The organism is Kitasatospora sp. NPDC114501 (assembly GCF_055633695.1).
The window spans coordinates 423,065-441,237 of the sequence record NZ_JBVKDS010000001.1 but is presented as its reverse complement, the minus strand read 5'-3'; the positions used below and the strand labels follow the sequence as shown (position 1 = coordinate 441,237).

General features: G+C 75.6%; 19 protein-coding genes. 11 read left to right on the top strand and 8 right to left on the bottom strand.

The features are described 5' to 3' along the window. Nucleotides 1–62: 62 nt before the first annotated feature. Nucleotides 63–1,373, bottom strand: coding sequence for a glycosyltransferase family 4 protein (locus ACZ7RU_RS02095; protein WP_470339038.1), 1,311 nt, complete (start codon nt 1,371–1,373; stop codon nt 63–65). Between the two features lie 232 nt (nt 1,374–1,605). On the opposite strand from ACZ7RU_RS02095, the gene ACZ7RU_RS02090 reads away from it, so the two are divergent. From ACZ7RU_RS02090 to ACZ7RU_RS02055, 8 genes are all read left to right on the top strand, one after another. Next, entirely contained in the window at nt 1,606–2,235 is a 630-nt protein-coding gene (locus tag ACZ7RU_RS02090; protein ID WP_470339037.1) for a TetR family transcriptional regulator, read from the top strand. Between the two features lie 353 nt (nt 2,236–2,588). Next, the gene (locus tag ACZ7RU_RS02085) at nt 2,589–3,842 is read left to right on the top strand and encodes a prenyltransferase/squalene oxidase repeat-containing protein (RefSeq protein WP_470339036.1); all 1,254 of its coding nucleotides are present in this window, start codon (nt 2,589–2,591) and stop codon (nt 3,840–3,842) included. Next, complete coding sequence (locus ACZ7RU_RS02080; RefSeq protein WP_470339035.1) at nt 3,842–4,525, top strand: SCO2322 family protein; 684 nt, start codon at nt 3,842–3,844, stop codon at nt 4,523–4,525. The genes ACZ7RU_RS02085 and ACZ7RU_RS02080 overlap by 1 nt, the downstream gene beginning before the upstream one ends. A gap of 20 nt (nt 4,526–4,545) precedes the next feature. After that, complete coding sequence (locus ACZ7RU_RS02075) at nt 4,546–5,652, top strand: energy-coupling factor transporter transmembrane component T (protein ID WP_470339034.1); 1,107 nt, start codon at nt 4,546–4,548, stop codon at nt 5,650–5,652. After that, nucleotides 5,649–7,250, top strand: coding sequence for an ABC transporter ATP-binding protein (locus tag ACZ7RU_RS02070; protein ID WP_470339033.1), 1,602 nt, complete (start codon nt 5,649–5,651; stop codon nt 7,248–7,250). Before ACZ7RU_RS02075 ends, ACZ7RU_RS02070 begins: the two co-directional genes overlap by 4 nt. Then, a complete protein-coding gene (locus ACZ7RU_RS02065; RefSeq protein WP_470339032.1) occupies nt 7,247–8,083 on the top strand; it encodes an ECF transporter S component in 837 nt (278 codons plus the stop codon). The genes ACZ7RU_RS02070 and ACZ7RU_RS02065 overlap by 4 nt, the downstream gene beginning before the upstream one ends. 74 nt (nt 8,084–8,157) lie before the next feature. Beyond that, nucleotides 8,158–8,808 carry a M15 family metallopeptidase gene (locus ACZ7RU_RS02060; protein ID WP_470339031.1) on the top strand — a complete coding sequence of 217 codons (651 nt, stop codon included), beginning with the start codon at nt 8,158–8,160 and terminating at the stop codon, nt 8,806–8,808. A gap of 103 nt (nt 8,809–8,911) precedes the next feature. After that, nucleotides 8,912–9,325, top strand: a complete 414-nt coding sequence (locus ACZ7RU_RS02055; protein WP_470339030.1) for an NUDIX hydrolase — start codon at nt 8,912–8,914, stop codon at nt 9,323–9,325. Nucleotides 9,326–9,629: 304 nt separating this feature from the next. Here the strand turns inward: ACZ7RU_RS02055 and ACZ7RU_RS02050 are convergent, their stop codons facing one another. Next, the gene (locus tag ACZ7RU_RS02050; protein ID WP_470339029.1) at nt 9,630–9,761 is read right to left on the bottom strand and encodes a hypothetical protein; all 132 of its coding nucleotides are present in this window, start codon (nt 9,759–9,761) and stop codon (nt 9,630–9,632) included. A 153-nt stretch (nt 9,762–9,914) separates the two neighbouring features. Between ACZ7RU_RS02050 and ACZ7RU_RS02045 the strand changes: the two genes are divergently transcribed. Beyond that, a complete protein-coding gene (locus tag ACZ7RU_RS02045) occupies nt 9,915–10,781 on the top strand; it encodes a LysR family transcriptional regulator (RefSeq protein ID WP_470339028.1) in 867 nt (288 codons plus the stop codon). 74 nt (nt 10,782–10,855) lie between these two features. On the opposite strand, the gene ACZ7RU_RS02040 is transcribed toward ACZ7RU_RS02045, so the two are convergent. Together ACZ7RU_RS02040 and ACZ7RU_RS02035 are read right to left on the bottom strand one after the other, a co-directional pair. Further along, nucleotides 10,856–11,179, bottom strand: a complete 324-nt coding sequence (locus ACZ7RU_RS02040; RefSeq protein ID WP_387748614.1) for an antibiotic biosynthesis monooxygenase family protein — start codon at nt 11,177–11,179, stop codon at nt 10,856–10,858. A 124-nt stretch (nt 11,180–11,303) separates the two neighbouring features. After that, entirely contained in the window at nt 11,304–11,774 is a 471-nt protein-coding gene (locus ACZ7RU_RS02035) for a cupin domain-containing protein (RefSeq protein ID WP_470339027.1), read from the bottom strand. 1 nt (nt 11,775) lies between these two features. On the opposite strand from ACZ7RU_RS02035, the gene ACZ7RU_RS02030 reads away from it, so the two are divergent. Continuing rightward, the gene (locus tag ACZ7RU_RS02030) at nt 11,776–12,252 is read left to right on the top strand and encodes a MarR family winged helix-turn-helix transcriptional regulator (RefSeq protein WP_470339026.1); all 477 of its coding nucleotides are present in this window, start codon (nt 11,776–11,778) and stop codon (nt 12,250–12,252) included. A 22-nt stretch (nt 12,253–12,274) separates the two neighbouring features. Here the strand turns inward: ACZ7RU_RS02030 and ACZ7RU_RS02025 are convergent, their stop codons facing one another. Together ACZ7RU_RS02025 and ACZ7RU_RS02020 are read right to left on the bottom strand one after the other, a co-directional pair. Beyond that, on the bottom strand, nt 12,275–12,757 hold the full coding sequence (locus tag ACZ7RU_RS02025; protein ID WP_470339025.1) for a CYTH domain-containing protein: 483 nt from the start codon (nt 12,755–12,757) through the stop codon (nt 12,275–12,277). A 31-nt stretch (nt 12,758–12,788) separates the two neighbouring features. Further along, complete coding sequence (locus ACZ7RU_RS02020; RefSeq protein WP_470339024.1) at nt 12,789–14,861, bottom strand: MFS transporter; 2,073 nt, start codon at nt 14,859–14,861, stop codon at nt 12,789–12,791. Between the two features lie 339 nt (nt 14,862–15,200). On the opposite strand from ACZ7RU_RS02020, the gene ACZ7RU_RS02015 reads away from it, so the two are divergent. Continuing rightward, complete coding sequence (locus ACZ7RU_RS02015) at nt 15,201–16,445, top strand: peptidoglycan-binding domain-containing protein (protein WP_470339023.1); 1,245 nt, start codon at nt 15,201–15,203, stop codon at nt 16,443–16,445. Nucleotides 16,446–16,521: 76 nt separating this feature from the next. On the opposite strand, the gene ACZ7RU_RS02010 is transcribed toward ACZ7RU_RS02015, so the two are convergent. Further along, nucleotides 16,522–17,106 (bottom strand): TMEM165/GDT1 family protein, encoded by a 585-nt coding sequence (locus ACZ7RU_RS02010; RefSeq protein WP_470339303.1) that lies wholly within the window; start codon nt 17,104–17,106, stop codon nt 16,522–16,524. 266 nt (nt 17,107–17,372) lie between these two features. After that, on the bottom strand, nt 17,373–18,158 hold the full coding sequence (locus tag ACZ7RU_RS02005; protein WP_470339302.1) for an ABC transporter permease: 786 nt from the start codon (nt 18,156–18,158) through the stop codon (nt 17,373–17,375). Between the last annotated feature and the right edge of the window lie 15 nt (nt 18,159–18,173).

The window sequence follows — 18,173 nt, the reverse complement described above, 5'->3', positions numbered from 1 at the left end:
CGGCGTGGCGGGGCCGTGCACCAGGGTGTGGCCGGGCGGCCGACCGGCGACCCGGCACCGCCCTAGGCCACGTACCGCCAGCCCGGCCCCGAGCGGGCCCGGGCGCCGGCGCCGGTGGCGATCGCCGCCCGGTAGGCCTCGGTGGTCAGCTCGGCGGCCCGCTCCCAGGTGAACCGGGCGAGCACCCGCTCCCGCCCGGCCGCGCCGAGCCCGGCCCGCAGCTCCGGGTCGTCCAGCAGCCGGCCGAGCGCGGCGGCCAGCGCGTCCGCCTCCCCCGGCGGCACCGCCAGGCAGGTCTCCCCGTCCGGGCCGGCCACCTCGGGGATCGCCCCGCCGGTGGTGGCGACCAGCGGGGTGCCGGTGGCCATCGCCTCGGCGGCGGGCAGCGAGAAGCCCTCGTAGAGCGAGGGGACGCAGGCGACCTCGGCCGAGCGGTAGAGGTCGACCAGCTCCCGGTCGGTCAGCCCGCTGCGGAACTCGATGTGCTCCGCCAGCCCGAAGCGGCGCACCGCCTCGGCCACCGGGCCGTCGTCCTTCTGCGGCTTGCCGACCACCACCAGGTGGGCGTCCCGCTCGGTGCGGACCTTGGCGAGCGCCTCGACCAGGAAGACCAGGCCCTTCAGCGGGACGTCCGCGCTGGAGGTGGTGACGATCCGGCCGGGGACGCGCCCGGCCCGCTCCGAGGGCGACCAGAGCCGGGTGTCGGCGCCGACCGGCACCACCGAGATCGCGCCCGGCGCGACGCCCAGGTGCTCGGCGATCTCGCGCTGCGAGGTGCCGGAGACGGTGATCACGTGGTCCAGCCGGGCGGCGACCCGGCGCTGCATCCGGGTGAAGGCGTACCAGCGGCGCAGCGAGAGCCGCTTGACCCGGGTGGTGGCGGCGTCCAGCTCCAGCCGCCGGTCCACGGTGATCGGGTGGTGGATCGTGGTGACCAGCGGGAAGCCGTGCCGGGCCAGGCCGAGCAGGCCGTAGCCGAGGGTCTGGTTGTCGTGCACCACGTCGTAGCGGCCCTTGTGGGCGGCCAGGTACCGGCGGGCGCGCAGCGAGAAGGTGAGCGGCTCGGGGAAGCCGCCGGTGCGCATGGTGGCGAACTCCAGCAGGTCCACCGGGCCGCGGAACTCGCCGCGGGCCGGGGTGCGGAAGGGGTCGTCGGCGCGGTAGAGGTCCAGGCTGGGCAGCTCGACCAGGCGCACCGAGCCGGGCCCCTCGACCTCGTCCAGCACCGGGAAGGGCTGGGCGCCGATCACGTCCACGTGGTGACCGAGCCTCGCCAGCTCCCGGGAGAGGTGCCGTACGTACACGCCCTGACCGCCGCAGAAGGGGTCACCGCGGTACGACAGCAGGGCAATCCGCAGCGGCTGCGCGGTCATCCTGGGCCCTCTTCTCTAGCTGCTATCGGTGCTGCCGGTCGTGCTTCCGGTCGCTAAAGTAGATCAGGTTTCAGTGGCTGGGGAACTCGTCGTCGACCACGTGAACAATGAGAGACCTCGAAGATACCGGCCCGTAGCTTTACCTCAGGAGCCAGGGCCGGTGATTCCCACCACGCCGGATCCTGCCGACCCTGTGGAGCACCCCGCCACTCTCGCCCGCCCGGGAGCACCCTTGCCGCCACCCCCTCCTCCGACGACGCCGCTCTCCCCGCCGCTCTCCCCGCCGGGCGAGCCGCCGCTGACCGCGCGCCAGGCCGAACGGCGCCGGCGCATCCTGCGGGCCGCCACCGCGCTGGCGGTGCGGGGCGGGTACGAGGCGGTGCAGATGCGGGAGGTCGCGGAGAGCGCGCAGGTCGCCCTCGGCACCCTCTACCGGTACTTCCCGTCCAAGGTGCACCTGCTGGTGGCGGTGATGCTGGAGCAGCTCCAGGGCCTCCACGAGCACATCCGGCGGCACCCGCCGACCGAGCCCGAACCGGCCCCGCGGGTCGCCGACACCCTCACCCGGGCCTTCCACGCTCTCCAGCGCGAGCCGCTGCTGGCCGAGGCGATGGTCCGGGCGCTGTCCTTCGCGGACCGCTCGGTCGGAGCCGAGGTGGACCAGGTCAGCGTCGCCACCGGGCAGCTCATCCTGGACGCGATCGGCCAGTCCGGACCGCCCACCGAGAGCCAGCGCGCGGCGGTGCGGGTGATCGAGCACACCTGGCACTCGGCGCTGGTCGCCTGGCTCTCCGGGCGCGCCTCGATCGCCGAGGTGCGGGCCGACCTGCACACCGCGGCCCGGCTGCTCACCCTGCCGTGAACACCCGGTCGGCCGCCGCCGACTGGAACCTGTTCCTGCCGCTGTTCCGCACCCACGCGGGCCGCTCCGGGCGCTCCGCCGCCTGAACGCTCCGGCGGCTGGACGCTCCGGGCGCCGCGGCGGCTAGAGTCGACGGGCAGCACAACTCCATCCCGCTCCTCCCCCGGGGAAAGCCGGTGCGAATCCGGCGCTGACCCGCAGCCGTGAGTCCGGCGCCGCACTGGCCGCCCGGGCGAGTCGGAGCGCCCGGGGAGGGGCGAGCGGCCAGGCCGGACGCACGCGCCCGGCACCGTCGAGGACTACGGAACGGCCCCGCCCGGGCCACCACCGCTCACCGAAAGGCACACCGCACCATGCTGACCGCCGCCCGCCTGGGCGCCGCCGCCCTGTCCGCCGCGCTGCTCACCGGCCTCGCCGCCGGCCCGGCCCTCGCCGACAGCCCCGCGCCGACCACCGCCGCCGTCCCCGAGGGGCTGTACGGCAGGAGCGACCCGACGTACGACGGCGTCTGGCGGCAGTCGCTGGCGCTCACCGCCCTGACGGCGGCCAAGGTCACCCCGGCCGACTCGGCCGTCGGCTGGCTCACCGGGCAGCAGTGCGAGGACGGCGGCTGGCCCTCCTACCGGGCGGCCGGCGCGGCCTGCGACCCCAAGACCGAGGACAGCAACGCCACCGCCGTCGCCGTCCAGGCCCTGGCCGCCCTCGGCGGGCACCAGGAGGCCGTCGACAAGGGCGTCGCCTGGCTCAAGGCCAACCAGAACGCCGACGGCAGCTGGGCCTACAACCCCGGCAGCCCGGGCGACGCCAACTCCACCGGCCTCGCCGTCAACGCGCTGTTCGCCGCCAGGACCGACCCGGCGGGCGTCGCCAAGGCCGGCCGGTCCGCCTTCGACGGGCTCGCCCTGTTCCAGCTCGGCTGCGCCGCCCCCGCCGACCAGCGCGGCGCCTTCGCCTACCAGCCCGACCCGGCCGGCGGCGCCCTCACCCCGAACGCCCTCGCCAGCGGCCAGGCCGCGCTCGCCGCCGGCGGCGGCCACCTGCCGGTCGCCACCTCGGTGCGCGCCGACGCCGCGCCCAAGCCCCTGGCCTGCGCCTCCGACGCCGCGGCCGCCGCGGCCCCGGTCCCGCACGCGGACTCCGGCGAGGCCGCCGGCGCCTACCTCACCGCCCAGCTCGCGGCCAACGGCGACCACCTCAGCCTGGTCACCCCGGGCGCCGAGCCGAAGCCCGACTACACCGCGACCGCCTGGGCCGCCCTCGCCCTCGTCCAGAGCGGCCACCCCCAGCAGGCCGCCGGCGCCGTCGACTGGCTCGCCAAGGAGGGCGCCACCTGGACCAAGGGCGGCACCGACGCCGGCGCCACCGCCACCCTGCTGCTGGTCACCCAGGCCGCCCACCGCGACACCGCCGCCTTGACCGGCCGGCTCACCGCCCTCGGCCCGACGCCCAAGGCCGCCGAGGCCTCGGCCGCGGCGACGCCCGCCCCGGCCGGGAAGAAGGACGACGGCGGCATCGGCCAGTACTGGCTGATCGGCGTCGGCCTGCTCGTCGGCGTCGGCGGCGGCCTCCTCCTCAGCCTCCAGCGCAAGCGCAACCCGCACCTCTGATGCGCCCCGCACGCCGCACCGCCGCCCGCACCTCCGCCGGCGCCGTGCTGCTCCTCCCCCTCCTCGGGGTGGTGCTGCTGCTCGTCTCCGCCGCGCCCGCGCAGGCGGCCGGCTACCGGTACTGGTCGTTCTGGCGCGGCGCCGAGGGCGGCGGCTGGACGTACCAGCAGCAGGGGCCCGCCGTCGCGGTGCCGCCGGACGGATCGGTGGACGGGTGGCGCTTCGCGCTCAGCCCGGACGGCGGGCAGGACGCCGCGAAGCCGCGCACGGGCGGGAGCTTCGCGGAGCTCTGCGCGGGCACGCCCGCGCAGGAGGGGCGCAAGCGGGTGGCGGTCGTGCTGGACTTCGGGACCGCCGAGGACGCCGGTACGTCCGACGCTCTGCCCGGGCCGCGGACCGCCTGCGCCAGCGTCACGCCCCGCGCCAGCTCGGCCGAGGTGCTGGCCGCCGTCGCCCCGCCGCTGCGCTACGACTCCAACGGGCTGCTGTGCGCCATCGCCGGGTACCCGAAGGCGGGCTGCGGTGACCAGGTCGCCGCGGCGGGCGCCGCCCAGCCGGACAGCGACGGCCGGTCCGCCGGCCACGGCAGCGGCCCGGACATCGGCCTGATCGCCGGCGGCGCGCTGGTCGCCGTCCTCGCCGGCGGCGCCGTCTGGCAGGCGCGCCGCCGCCGTCACTCCTAACCCCCACCCAGGACAGCACCGTGAGCAGCACCGCCCGTAGCACCCGGCCGCCCACCGGCCCCCGCCAACTGCACCCCGGGGCCTGGTGGTTGTGGGCGCTCGGGCTGGGCGCGGCGGCCACCAGGACCACCAACCCGGCGATCCTGCTGCTGCTCACCGCCGTCGCCGGGTACGTGGTCGCGGCCCGGCGCGGCGACGCGCCGTGGTCACGGTCGTACGGGGCGTTCCTGCGGCTGGGCCTGCTGGTGCTCGGCATCCGGCTGGTGTTCGCGGTCTTCCTCGGCTCCCCGGTCCCCGGCACCCATGTGCTGTTCACCCTGCCCGAAGTCCCGCTGCCCGCCTGGGCGCAGGGCGTGCGGATCGGCGGCCGGGTCACCGTCGAGGGGCTGCTCGCGGCACTGTACGACGGACTGCGGCTGGCCACCCTGCTGGTCTGCGTCGGCGCCGCCAACTCGCTGGCCAGCCCGGCCCGGCTGCTGCGCGCCCTGCCCGGCGCGCTCTACGAGGCGGGCGTCGCCGTCGTCGTGGCGATGACCTTCGCGCCGAACCTGGTCGCGGACGTCCGCCGGCTGCGCGCCGCGCGGCGCCTGCGCGGCCGCACCGACAAGGGCGTCGCGGCCGTGCTGAGCGTCGGACTCCCGGTGCTGGAGGGCGCGTTGGAGCGGTCCGTCGCGCTGGCCGCCGCGATGGACACCCGGGGCTTCGGCCGCACCGCCGACGTCCCGCGCCGGCTCGCCCGGGCGACGGCCGCGCTCACCCTGGCCGGGCTGCTCGGGATCTGCCTGGCCGCGTACGGGCTGCTGACGGCCGGCGGCGCGGGCTGGGCACCGCCGGTCCTGCTGCTCGGCCTGGCCGCCGCCTTCGCCGGACTGCTGCTCGGCAGCCGACGTTCCGTCAGGAGCCGCTACCGGCCCGACCCCTGGGCCCTGCCGGAGTGGCTGACCGCCGGCTCCGGGGCGGCCGTGGCGGCCCTCACCACCTACCTGGCCGCGCAGGACCCGGCCGCCTTCGCCCCCACCGTCGTCCCACCGACCGTCCCCGCGCTGCCCCTGGCCGCCGTACTGGCCGTCCTGCTCGGCCTGGTACCGGCGCTCGCCGCCCCGACCCCGCCCCGGAGGGCATCGTGATCACCTTCGAGCAGGTCTCCGTCCGGTACGCGGACTCCGCCGCGCCCGCACTGAACGGCGTCGACCTCACCGTCCCCGAGGGCGAACTCTGCCTGCTGGTGGGCCCGTCCGGCTCCGGCAAGTCCACCCTGCTGGGGACGGTCAGCGGCCTGGTGCCGCACTTCACCGGCGGGGTGCTGCACGGCCGGGTCACCGTCGGCGGCCGGGACACCCGCGAGCACCGGCCGCGCGAACTCGCCGACCTGGTCGGCACGGTGGGGCAGGACCCGCTGGCGCACTTCGTCACCGACACGGTGGAGGACGAACTCGCCTACGGCATGGAATCGCTGGGCCTGCCGGGCGACGTGATGCGCCGCCGGGTCGAGGAGACCCTCGACCTGCTCGGCCTCGCCGACCTGCGCGACCGCTCGCTGGGCTCCCTCTCCGGCGGCCAGCAGCAGCGCGTCGCGATCGGCTCGGTGCTCACCGTGCACCCGCGTGTCCTGGTCCTGGACGAGCCCACCTCGGCGCTCGACCCGGGCGCGGCCGAGGAGGTGCTGTCCGTCCTCCAGCGGCTGGTGCACGACCTCGGCACCACCGTGCTGATGGCCGAGCACCGGCTGGAGCGGGTCGTCCAGTACGCCGACCAGGTGCTGCTGCTCACCCCGGACGCGCCCCCGGTGCTGGGCGAACCGGCCGAGGTGATGGCGCACTCCCCGGTGCACCCGCCGGTGGTCGGCCTCGGCCGGCTCGCGGGCTGGCGGCCGCTGCCGCTCTCGGTCCGCGACGCGCGCCGCAGGGCCGCACCGCTGCGCGCCGAACTCGACGGCCGGGCGCCCGCCGCCGCCGGTGCTCCGTCCGGTACCCCCGTCGCCGTTGCCGACCGCCTCGCCGTCCGGCGCGGCCCGGTCCCGGCGCTGCGCGGCGTGGACCTCGCGCTGCACCCCGGCGAGGTCACCGCCCTGATGGGCCGCAACGGCGCCGGCAAGTCCACCCTGCTGGGCAGCCTGGTCGGCCTGCACGCCCCCGCCTCCGGCCGCGTCGAGGTCGGCGGCCGCACCCCGCACCGCACCCGCCCCGCCGAGCTGATCCGCGAGGTCGGACTCGTCCCGCAGGACCCGCGCGACCTGCTGTACGGCGAGTCGGTCGCCGCCGAGTGCGCCGCGGCCGACGCCGACGCGGGCGCCGCCGCCGGCACCTGCCGCGCCCTGGTCGAACGCCTGTTGCCCGGCATCGCCGACGACACCCACCCGCGCGACCTCTCCGAGGGCCAGCGGCTCACCCTCGCGCTCTCCGTCGTGCTCACCGCCCGGCCCCCGCTGCTGCTCCTGGACGAGCCGACCCGCGGCCTCGACTACGCCGCCAAGTCCCGGCTGGTGGAGATCCTGCGCGGCCTGGCGGCCGAGGACCACGCCGTGCTGCTCGCCACCCACGACGTCGAACTGGCCGCCGAACTCGCCCACCGCACGGTGATCCTGGCCGAGGGCGAGATCGTCGCCGACGGACCGACGGCGCAGGTCGTGGTCTCCTCGCCGGCGTTCGCCCCCCAGGTGTCCAAGGTGCTGGCGCCCGGGCCGTGGCTCACCGTCGGGCAGGTCGCGGAGGCGCTGGGCGCATGAGCACTCGTCCCGTCCCGCTGGGGCGCCGGTCGATCGCGGCGCTGCTGTCGGTGTCCCTCGTCGGCGTCGCCGCCTTCGGCTGGCCGCTGCTCGCCTCCACCAGGTCGGCGCTGGTCGGCCACTCCGCGGACGCGCCGTGGCTGTTCGCGCTCCTCCTCCCTCTGCTGCTCGCCGTCGTCATCGCCCAGATCTCCGAGGGCCGCTCGGCAGGCGGCGGGGCGCCGGGGCTGGACGCCAAGTCGGTGGCCCTGCTCGGCGTGCTCGCGGCAGCCGGGGCCGCTCTCCGACCCCTCGGCGCGGGGACGGCGGGCCTGGAGCCGATGTTCTTCCTGATGGTGCTCTCCGGGCGGGTGCTCGGCCCGGGCTTCGGCTTCGTCCTCGGCCCGCTGGCGATGTTCGCCTCCGCGCTGCTCACCGGCGGGGTGGGGCCGTGGCTGCCGTTCCAGATGCTGGCGATGGGGTGGGTCTGCCTGGGAGCCGGGCTGCTGCCGGGATCCGCCTCCCTGCGCGGCCGCCGCGAACTCGCGCTCCTCGCGGGGTACGGCGCCGTCGCGTCCCTGTTGTACGGCACGATCATGAACCTCCAGGGCTGGCCGTACATCGGCGGCCTGGCCGGCTCCGTCTCGTTCCACCCCGGCGACCCGCTGCCCGCCAACCTGGTCCGCTTCGCGGCGTACTGCCTGACCACGTCCCTGGGTTGGGACCTGCCCCGGGCCGCGCTGACCGTCGTCCTCTGCCTCACCCTCGGCACCCCCGTCCTGCGCGCCCTGCGCCGCACGACCCGCCGTGCCGCCTTCGACGCCCCGGTCACCTTCCGCCCGCCGGAGCGCTGACGGCGGCACCGACCGTCTGCCTGGAGCACGGCACGCCCCTGCCGTAGCCTTGATCTCTTCACTCAGGAGGCGAGTTGAGCGAGATCATCCTCATGTCCGACCCGAAGGTGGCCGCGATCCCCGTCGCGCACCGCGAGGAACGGCTGGTGGACGTCCGGGCCGGGGGCGGGCTCCTCGTCGACGAGCGCAAGCGGGACGACAGCGGCGCCTTCGCATACCTGCGGGCCGGGGTGCTCGACCGGCTGCTCGACGCGCAGGCGGCGCTGCCGGACGGGCTGCGGCTGCTGTTCGTGGAGGGCTACCGGCCGCCGGAGCTGCAGAGCCGTTACTTCGACGAGTACGCCGCCGAATTGCGGGCCGCGAATCCCGACTGGCCGGACGGGCGGGTCAGGTCGGCGGCCAGTCGCTACGTCTCGCCGCCGGAGATCGCGCCGCACAGCGCCGGGGCCGCCGTCGACCTCACCCTCGTCGACGCCGACGGCCGCGAGCTGGACCTGGGCACCAGGGTCAACGCCAGTCCGGAGGAGAGCGCCGGGGCCTGCTACACCCACGCCGGGAACATCGGCGCGCAGGCCCGCGCCAACCGGCGGCTGCTCAGCGGTGTGCTGAGCGGCGCCGAGCTCGTCAACTACCCCACGGAGTGGTGGCACTGGTCGTTCGGGGACCGCTACTGGGCGCTGGCCACCGGTGCGCCGGCCGCGCTCTACGGGCCGGAGCGCCGGTAGCCGGAACCGGCCACGACACGCGGCCGCGCAGCGGTACCCGACCGTGGCCCCGGCCCCGGTCCAGGATGGCGTCGACACCGGAGCAGGCCCGAGGAGCAGAGCGATGACCGAGCAGGACCCCGAGCGACTCCCCGCCGTCGCCGTCGCGATCGTCGTCGAGGACGGCCGGGTGCTGATGGTGCGGCGGCGGGTCGCCGAGGGCGGGCTGTCCTGGCAGTTCCCGGCCGGGGAGGTCGAGCCGGACGAGTCCCCGGAGGATGCGGCCGTGCGTGAGACCGCCGAGGAGACCGGCCTGCACGTCGCCGCCGCCCGGCTGCTCGGTGAGCGGGACCACCCGCAGAGCGGGCGGCGGATGGCGTACACGGCCTGCGAGGTGGTCGGCGGCACCGCCATGGTGACGGACTCCGACGAACTGGACCGGGTGGTCTGGGCGACCCGCGCCGAGCTGGCCGGATACGTACCGCTCCCGCTGTTCCCACCGGTCCAGGAGTACCTGGACGGCGCGCTCACCGGGTAGGGCGCGCGACGGACCGACCCGCGCGCGGGAAGTCGGCCCGTCCGACTTCCCACCCGACACCTCCGGTGTCCGGAACTCAGCCCCGGCGTACGGACGTTCGGACGGGAGACCGCTCGTCCCCGCCCCGGCAGGACACGCGCGGCAACCGCGCACGGAGCCCCGTCCGACCACGACCACGCCGTCCCGCGAGCCCGCCGTTCGGCGCGGGAGCCGGTCACCGACGAAACGGTCGCCCGGCTCCGGGTCCGGGCCCGCACCGACCCCGCCTCGGGCCTGCCCGCGCTGGCCGCGGCCCACCGACCGCCTACCGGACGAGGGCAACCTGTCCGAGCACACCGACCGTCTCCCACCCCTGCCGGACGACCGAGACCTGCTCGCCGCCCTCGGCACCCTCACCCGGCGGCTCGACCTGCGCCGGGCGGTCCGGGAGGAGCATCCGACCAAGCCGACCCACCTGGAGCGCCGGACGGCGGTGAGCCCCTGAGCCCCCGAAAGCCGCTCGGATCCTCTGGAGCACACCGGGCCCTCCGCCCCCTCTTCCCCCGTACGCTGTCCCGCAGCACCGGGAGCGAGGGCGTTCGGGGGAGCAGTGGAACTAGGTCAGTTGCGCGCCTTCGAGGCCGTCGTCACCCACCGCACGGTCACCGGCGCGGCCGGGGCGCTCGGGCTGGTCCCGTCCGCCGTCTCCGAGCAGGTCCGCTCCCTCGAACTCGGCCTCGGCACCGCCCTGTTCGACCGGGCCGGGCGCGACCTGACCCTCACCGCGGCCGGTGAACGGCTGCTGCCCTGGTCCCGGCGGCTGCTCGACCAGGCCGAACAGGCCCGCCGCGAGGTCGTCGTCACCCGGGTCCGCCTCCGGCTCGGCGTCCTGGGGACCGTCGCCGCCACCCATGTCCCGGCCGTCCTCGCGCGCCTCACCGTCCATCGGCCCGAGCTGGACATATCCCTGCACACCGACACCTCCCGGGACGCCCTGCTGGACGGCGTCGCCGCCGGGGCCCTGGAAGCCGCGCTCGTCCTCGACGCCCCCGGCCCGCTCGGCGCCCTCGGCTTCCCCCTGCCGCCCGCCCTGCTCGACCACCTCGACGTCCAGGACGTCCCGCTCGCCCTGGTCGCCGCTCCCGCCCACCCGCTGGCCCGCGCCACCGCCCTCACCCGCGAGGCCCTCCGCGGCCACCGGCTCCTCGTCGACTCCCCCACCTGCTCCTTCCACCTCGCGGGCGAACGCCTCCTCGGCCAGCACGTCCGACGCCTGCGCACCGGCGCCGTCCCGGTCACCCGCGCCTGCGCCGAACAGGGCCTCGGCATCGCCCTCCTCCCCGCCCACGCCGTCCACGCCCACCTCACCGGCGGCACCCTCGTCCGCCTCCCCCTCGACCCCCCGCCCCTCCACCTCCGCCTCCTCTGGCGCACCGGCCACGCGCCCCTGCCCCTCCTCCACACCGCCTTCGACTGAGCGGCCCGAGCCCGCACACAGCAGCGCGCCCCGGGGCTCCGAAAGCCCCGGGGCGCGCAACCGCCGTACGGACGTCAGGCCTTGGGGCCCGTGGACTGGACGACCTCGAAGGACCAGAGGGTGGAGCCGGTGGCGGCGGGGCGCTTGGGGGCCTCGCCGGAGGGGCCGTTCTGGTGGGCGGACTTCATCGGGCCCTCCATCCAGGCCTTGAAGTCCTCCTCGCTGCGCCAGCGGGTGTAGACCAGGTACTGGTCGGTGCCCTCGACGGGGCGGAGGAGTTCGAACCACTCGAAGCCGTCCGAGTTCTCCACCGCGCCGGCCCGGGAGGCGAAGCGCTGCTCCAGCACCTCGCGCTGTTCGGCCGGCACCGTCAGGACGTTGATCTTGACGACGGACATGGCGCGCTCCTTCTGCTCCGGTGACTGCGTACGGGAGCAGTCTGCTACACCTCACGGGCGGGCGGCCCGCAGGTGTGGGCGGTCACCCGCCGGGGGCGGCCGTCCGGCGGGGGCGGCGTCGGGGTCAGGCGATCCACGGCGGGAGGACCCGCTGGTCGTCGCGCGGGGCGAGGTCGCAGGCGCCCTCGGGGGTGCGGGCGTCGGGGTTGTAGGCGTGGGCGGGGGACGGGGAGGCGACGACGGCGGTGAAGCCGGTGTCGGTGGAGATCTGGCGGGCGGTGTCGGCGGGAAGGACGGCGGTGTCCCCGGGGGCGAGGGTGAGGACCTCCCCCGCCAGGTCGACCCGGGCGGTGCCGGTGAGCAGGGTCCAGACCTGCTCGGTGTCCATGGCGTGCAGCGGGCCCCGGGCGTCGGCGGCCATGTCGACGTGCCAGACGGCGAGGGCGGCGGATCCCTGGGTGGGCGAGGCGTAGGTGGTCATGACGCCGTTCGGGGTCGCGGTGCGGCGGGCGTCGGTCCGGCGGATCACGGGCATGGCGAAGGAACCCCTAAGATGGACAATGAAGTTGTCTATATAGTCAATGAGGTTGTCCATCGTGTCAAGTGAACCGTCTCCACCGGGTTTTGAGCTGCCGCTGCGCCTGCTGCTCGCCTTCCGGACGATCATCGACGAGCTGCACGAACGCATCGCCCGCCAGGGTCATCCCGACCTGCGCCCGATGCACGGCTTCGTCTTCCAGGCGATCGGCCCGCAGGGCACCACCGCCTCCGAACTCGGCCGCCGCCTCGGCGTCTCCAAGCAGGCGGCCGGCAAGACAGTCGACCAGCTGGAGCAGCTCGGCTACGTCGCGCGCATCGCCGATCCGACCGACACCCGGCGCAAGCTGGTCCGGCTCACCGAGCGCGGGGTGGACTGCCTGATCCGTTCGGCGCGGATCTTCGACGAGCTGCGCGAGGAGTGGTCGGAGGTCCTCGGCGAGGAGCAGCTGCGCGCGGTGGAGGACGGCCTGCGCCGGCTCGCCCCCGGCGACCCGTTCCGGTTCGACACCCCGCGCTGGTTCGGTGCGCCGTAGCGGACCGACCCCCTCGGTGCGGTCAGGACTCGGGCAGTCCACGGGTCGCGAGGGTCTGGTTCTTGTACGCCTTCACGCCGGTGATCTCGGCTCCGAACCAGTCCGGCGCCGAGAACGCCTCCGCCTCGGCCTCCGAGCCGAACTCGACCTCGGCGGTGCGCAGCCCGGCCAACTCCCCCTGGTAGACGTCCGCGTGGACCGTGACGCCGGACGTGTCGAAGGTGTAGCGGTCCTTGACCAGCCGGGCGCCCTCGGTGGCCGGCCAGAGTCCGGTGAACTCCTCTTCCCCGAGCTCGCGTTCCACCTCGATCCGGACGGGGGAACCCGCCGCGGACGAGGCGCCGCGCTTGACGCCGAGGACGCGGCTGCCGCCGATCCGCCGCAGCCGCACCTCCGTCCCGTCGTCCTTGATCGCGATGTACCCCTGCTCGATGCGCTGCCGCACCGCCGTCCGCGGCGGTTCGAAGGTCTCCAGCAGGAACTTGCGCTCGATCTCGAGCGGCATGCCGCACCACCCTTCCCATCGCGCCCACGCGTCAGAACGACCGCCCCTCCCCACGGTACGGCCCCTCCGGCCCCGCCGGGTCCGGCCGGTCGCGCCGGTCCGCGCAGAGCGAGGAGCTGAGCCGGTTCAGCAGCCCGGCGAGCTCGGCGTACCGCTGCTCGTCCCAGTCCCCCAGCAGCTCGGCGAGCTGGGTGCGCCGGGCGGCGACCAGCCGCAGCACCGCCGCCTCCCCCGGTTCGGTGAGCCGCAGCGGCAGCCGCCCGACCCGAGCCGCCAGCCCCCGGCCCTCCACTTCCCGGACGGCCTCCTCGATGACGGCGACCGGGACGATCCGCCGCTCGGCGAGTTCGGCCGGCTCCACCGAGCCGTGCTGGTGCATCTGGAGCAGCAGCCAGCTGGAGGCGGGCCGCAGGTCCAGCCCGGCACTCTCGGTGATCCGGCGGAAGAGGTCGCGCCGGGCCTCACGGCTGTTCAGCACCGAGAGCGCGCGGGCGATCTCGTCCAGCGAGGTGCGCTCGACCGGGTTGACCCCGATGGACTCGCTCAGGTCGGGCGCCGTGACGGTGGAGCGCAGCTTCTGTTCGCGCAGGAACAGCGACAGCACGAAGGCGACCACCGCGACCGGCACCGCGTACAGGAACACCCGGGTGATCGACTCGGCGTACGCGTGGTAGACCCCCGGCTGGACGGCGGCCGGCAGCCGGGGGATGACCCGCGGGTCGGCGGTGATGACCTCCGGCCGGAAGCCGGGCGGCAGCGGCACCCCCGCCAGGGCGTCGGCGAGCCGGCTGCTCAACCCGCTCGCGAAGACCGTCCCGAAGACGGAGACGCCGAAGGAGGCCCCGATGGAGCGGAAGAAGGTGGCGCCCGCGGTGGCCACGCCGAGGTCCTCGTAGCCGACCGAGTTCTGCACGATCAGCACCAGGACCTGCATCACCAGGCCCAGCCCGAGGCCGAAGACCAGGAAGTAGCCGCTCATCTCGGCGGTACCGCTGTGCTCGTCCAGCCGGGAGAGCAGCAGCAGCCCGACGGTGGTCACGGCCGTCCCGGCGATCGGGAAGATCCGGTAGTGGCCGGTGCGGGCGACGATCTGGCCGGAGCCGATCGACGTGAGCAGCATGCCGAGCACCATCGGCAGCATGTGGACGCCGGACAGGGTGGGCGAGACCTGCTGGACCACCTGGAGGAAGGTCGGCAGGTAGGTGAGCGCGCCGAACATCGCGAAGCCGATCACGAAGGAGATCACCGCGACCAGGCTGAACGTCCGGGAGCGGAACAGCCGCAGCGGCAGCACCGGCTCCGCCGCCTTCCGCTCGACCAGGACGAAGGCGAGCAGCAGCACCAGGCCGAACGCGCCGAGGCCGACGACCTGCCAGGAGGCCCAGGCCCAGGTGGTCCCGCCGAGCGAGGTCATCAGCACCAGGCAGGTGGCGACGGCGGCGATCAGGACGGTGCCCAGGTAGTCGATCCGGTGCTCGCGCCGGACCTCCACCCCGTGCAGCACCGCTGCGATCACCACCAGGGCGACGACGCCGATCGGCAGGTTGACGTAGAACACCCAGCGCCAGCTGAGGTGGTCGACGAAGACCCCGCCGAGCAGCGGCCCGAGCACGCTGGTGACACCGAACACGGCGCCGAACAGGCCCTGGTAGCGGCCGCGGTCCCGAGGGGCGACGAGGTCGCCGACGATCGCCTGGGAGAGCACCATCAGCCCGCCGCCGCCCAGGCCCTGGAGCGCACGGAAGGCGATCAGCTCGCCCATGTTCTGGGCGATCCCGCACAGCACCGAGCCGAGCAGGAAGATCACGATGGAGGCCTGGAAGAAGCGCTTCCGGCCGTACATGTCGCCGAGCTTGCCCCACAGCGGGGTCGCGGCGGTGGAGGCCAGCAGGTAGGCGGTGACCACCCAGGACAGGTGTTCCAGGCCGCCGAGGTCGCTGACGATGGTGGGCAGCGCGGTGGAGACGATGGTCTGGTCGAGGGCGGCCAGCAGCATCGCCAGCAGCAGGGCGCCGATCGGCACCCAGAGGTTGGGGACGGTGACCGCCGGCGGGCCGCTCGCGCCCGCGGTGCTCCGGCCGGCCGCGGCGCGCGGATCCGTCATGGCGTCTCCAGGGGTCGCGGGCCCGTCGCCCGGGCCGTGCGGATGATCACTCCCAGCTCACCGCGCTGGGTCGGTTCGTCCCGATTCGTTCCGTCGGGTCGAACCGAGCGTAAGCGCCGGGGACGACCGCCGCGCCCCGGGCGTTCTCCGAGGGGCCAACCGGCACCAACCGGCACAACACCCCCGCCGGCGGACGGACGCCCCTGTCCACCCTTCGGGCGGTCCTGCATAATCAGGCGCGATCGTGCGCCCCGGTCCGCCCGGAACGTGCGCCGAACGACCGAACGACCGCCCGCGAAGTCGTCGCGAAACCGACGTGAAACCGAGGAGGACCGGCCGATGCCGGACCAGCACTGCCCGACGTGCGGCGCCGCACGCTCCACCGGGTGCGGCTGCGTCCCGGACCCGAGCCTCACCGAGACCGCCGTCCTGCCCCACCTCGAAGGCCCGCCGCTGGTCCGCCCGTACGTCCCGCAGACCGCCGACCAGGTGGCCGACGAGGCCCACCCGAACGCACCCGTGGTGGACCCGTTCGCGACCACGGTGCTGCCGCCTGTCCCCCCGGGGCGGCCCGGGCCGCCGGCCACTCCCCCGCTCGGGCCGGACGCGGACGCGTACGCCACCACGATGCTGCCGCCCGTCGCGCCAGGGCGGGCCCCGTTCGGGCCGGAGGCCGGCGCCTACCCGGACGGCGGTTACCCGGACGGCGGCTACCCGGACACCTACGCCACCACCGTGCTGCCGCCGGTCCCGCCCGCCGGGCCGGGCGGGTACCCGGGGGCCGCGCAGCCGCAGCAGCCGGGGCCGGCGTCGGCGCCGGACGCCAACGAGATCGGCCTCTTCCCCTTCGGGCCGGGCCCGGACTTCGGGCAGGACGCGGACTTCGGGCCGGGCGCGGGGGCCGGACGGGCCCCGGGCGTGCCCGGGCCGGAGGCCGGCGGCGGCCGGGCCGCCAGACGGGCGGCCGAGCAGTCCGACCGGCGCCCGCTCGCCCAGCGCAAGGGGCTGCTCGCCGGGGTCGGCGCCGCCCTGGTGGCGCTCACCATCGGCGTCGCCTACGCCGTGACGCCCTCCGCCGAGCCGCCGGCCGAGCAGGCGCGGCCGCTGCCGACCAGCACCCTGGCGCCCGCGCCGGTGGACCCGCCCACCCTGGCGGCGCCCGCCCCCAGCGCGGCGGCGCCGACCAGCGAGGCGCCGAGCCCGACGGCCACCCCCACCCGCAAGCCGAGCCCGACCAGGACGGCCACCCCGACGCCGACCCCCACGCCGACGCCACCGCCTCCCCCGGTCCAGCCGCCCGCGCCGGACCCCGCCCCGACGCCGACGCCCACCCCCACGCCCACCCCGACGCCCACCCCGCGGCTGCTCCAGCTCGGGATGACCGGGCCGGACGTCAAGGACATGCAGCAGCGCCTGTACGCCGCCGAATGCGGATTCATCGACAAGTCGATCATCACCGGCACCTTCGACTACTGGACCCAGTCGGTGCTCACCAGCTACCAGCGCGACAACCGGATCAAGGGCGAGAACGGCGTCTACGGCCCCAAGACCCAGGCCACCCTCACCGCCGACCCGGGCTGCTGACCCCCGCTCACACGAAGGGGCGGCGGCCGCCCACCGGCGGCCACCGCCCCACTCGTCGGCCCGCGGCCGCCAGCCGTCAACCGGTGATCGCCCCGAAGATGCTGATGCCCGCCAGCACCACCATGATCGTCGCCGCCACCCGGATGATCAGCTTCATCGGCACGTGCTTGAGCAGCTTCTGCCCGCCCACGATGGCGATCCCGCCGACCGCGCACAGCGCCAGCCAGGAGCCGACGCCGACGGCCAGCGGGTCCGCGTACTTGGCGGCCAGGTTGGCGGTCATGATCTGGGTCAGGTCACCGAACTCGGCGATCGCGACGACCACGAAGCTGGCCCCGGCCACCTTCCAGAAGCTGTTCGAGGACGGCTCCTTGGCCGCGTGCTCGTCGTCGTCACCGCCGTGGAACAGCAGCATCGCCGCGCCGACCAGGAACAGCACGCCGGTGACGCCCTCCACCCAGCGGTGCGGCAGCAGCGAGAGCAGCTGCCCGGCGACGAGCGCGAGGCCCACCTGGAGGGCGAAGGCGGCGGCGATGCCCGCGAAGACGTAGCTCGCGCGGTACTTGGTGCCGAGCACCAGGCTGGCCAGCGCGGTCTTGTCCGGCAGTTCGGCCAGGAAGATGATGCCGAAGGTCAACGCGGCAACGGTAAGGCTCATCAGAGGATTCCTCGGTCGGGCTGCCGGCCACCGCGGCTCCGTCAGGGGACGCTTCGGCCCGACAGCACTGGTCATGGTCACAGCACTGCGGCCGAAGGTCTCGCCGGCAACGCCCTGTCGAGCGATGCCCCGGGCGCCGGGCCCCTGGGGGCCAGTATGTCGACGGTCCGGTGGAGGGCTACTCCCCTTCAACGACGCCAAGCGTACCCGACGGCGTCACCCGGCCGGTCCGAGCAGGTCGACCCCTACCCGGCACCTGCCCGGCACGCCTACCCGGCACCCCCGTCCGGCCCGGTCGCGACCAGGCCGCGGCCGACCAGTTCCAGGACCACCACGATCGCCACCGACTCCACCGCCAGCAACCCGATCAGCACGAACAGCTGGACCGCCCCCGCCTGGACCGGCGAGGCCCCGCCCAGCAGCATCCCGACGAACGCCCCGGGCAGGGTGACCAGGCCGACCGTCCGGGTCTGGTCCAGCGCCGGGACGAGCGAGGTCGCCGCCGCCGTCCGGCAGATCTCCAGCCGGGCGTCGCGCTCCTCGAAGCCGAGCGCCAGCGCGGCCTCCACCTCGCCGCGCCGCAGCCGCAACTCGTCCAGGGCCCGCCGTCCGGCCAGCGAGGTCGCCGTGAGCGCGCCGCCGATCAGGATGCCCGCGACCGGGATGACGGACAGCCCCCGGGCCGGCAGCAGCCCGACGCCCAGCAGCAGGGCGAGCACCGGCAGCACCCCCGCGCCGATCGGGGCGGCCGCCCAGACCCAGGCCGGGCCGGGGGTCATCCGCCGCCCGGCGGTGCGCACCGCGACCGAGAACATCAGCACCACGAACAGCGCCGACCACCAGAGCGACCCGACCACCCAGGTGATCACCGCGGCCACGGCGGCCAGCTGCACCACCGCGCGCAGCCCGGCCCGCAGCACCGCGCGCCCGTGGCCGAGCAGGCCCCGCCCGGCGACCGCGACGGCGGCCGACAGCAGCACGGCGGTGACCACCCCGAGCACCGGGGTGACCGGCAGCAGCTGCCCGCCGGAGGCCGCCAGGCCCGCCGGGAGCATCAGGTCCGGCCCGTC

Bases quoted from the DNA above. Each gene is read 5' to 3' on its own strand.
- ACZ7RU_RS02095 (WP_470339038.1), bottom strand. From the start codon at position 1,373: ATGACCGCGCAGCCGCTGCGGATTGCCCTGCTGTCGTACCGCGGTGAC.
- ACZ7RU_RS02085 (WP_470339036.1), top strand. From the start codon at position 2,589: ATGCTGACCGCCGCCCGCCTGGGCGCCGCCGCCCTGTCCGCCGCGCTG.
- ACZ7RU_RS02080 (WP_470339035.1), top strand. From the start codon at position 3,842: ATGCGCCCCGCACGCCGCACCGCCGCCCGCACCTCCGCCGGCGCCGTG.
- ACZ7RU_RS02065 (WP_470339032.1), top strand. From the start codon at position 7,247: ATGAGCACTCGTCCCGTCCCGCTGGGGCGCCGGTCGATCGCGGCGCTG.
- ACZ7RU_RS02055 (WP_470339030.1), top strand. From the start codon at position 8,912: ATGACCGAGCAGGACCCCGAGCGACTCCCCGCCGTCGCCGTCGCGATC.
- ACZ7RU_RS02050 (WP_470339029.1), bottom strand. From the start codon at position 9,761: ATGCTCCTCCCGGACCGCCCGGCGCAGGTCGAGCCGCCGGGTGAGGGT.
- ACZ7RU_RS02040 (WP_387748614.1), bottom strand. From the start codon at position 11,179: ATGTCCGTCGTCAAGATCAACGTCCTGACGGTGCCGGCCGAACAGCGC.
- ACZ7RU_RS02035 (WP_470339027.1), bottom strand. From the start codon at position 11,774: ATGGACAACCTCATTGACTATATAGACAACTTCATTGTCCATCTTAGG.
- ACZ7RU_RS02025 (WP_470339025.1), bottom strand. From the start codon at position 12,757: ATGCCGCTCGAGATCGAGCGCAAGTTCCTGCTGGAGACCTTCGAACCG.
- ACZ7RU_RS02020 (WP_470339024.1), bottom strand. From the start codon at position 14,861: ATGACGGATCCGCGCGCCGCGGCCGGCCGGAGCACCGCGGGCGCGAGC.
- ACZ7RU_RS02015 (WP_470339023.1), top strand. From the start codon at position 15,201: ATGCCGGACCAGCACTGCCCGACGTGCGGCGCCGCACGCTCCACCGGG.
- ACZ7RU_RS02005 (WP_470339302.1), bottom strand. From the start codon at position 18,158: ATGCTCCCGGCGGGCCTGGCGGCCTCCGGCGGGCAGCTGCTGCCGGTC.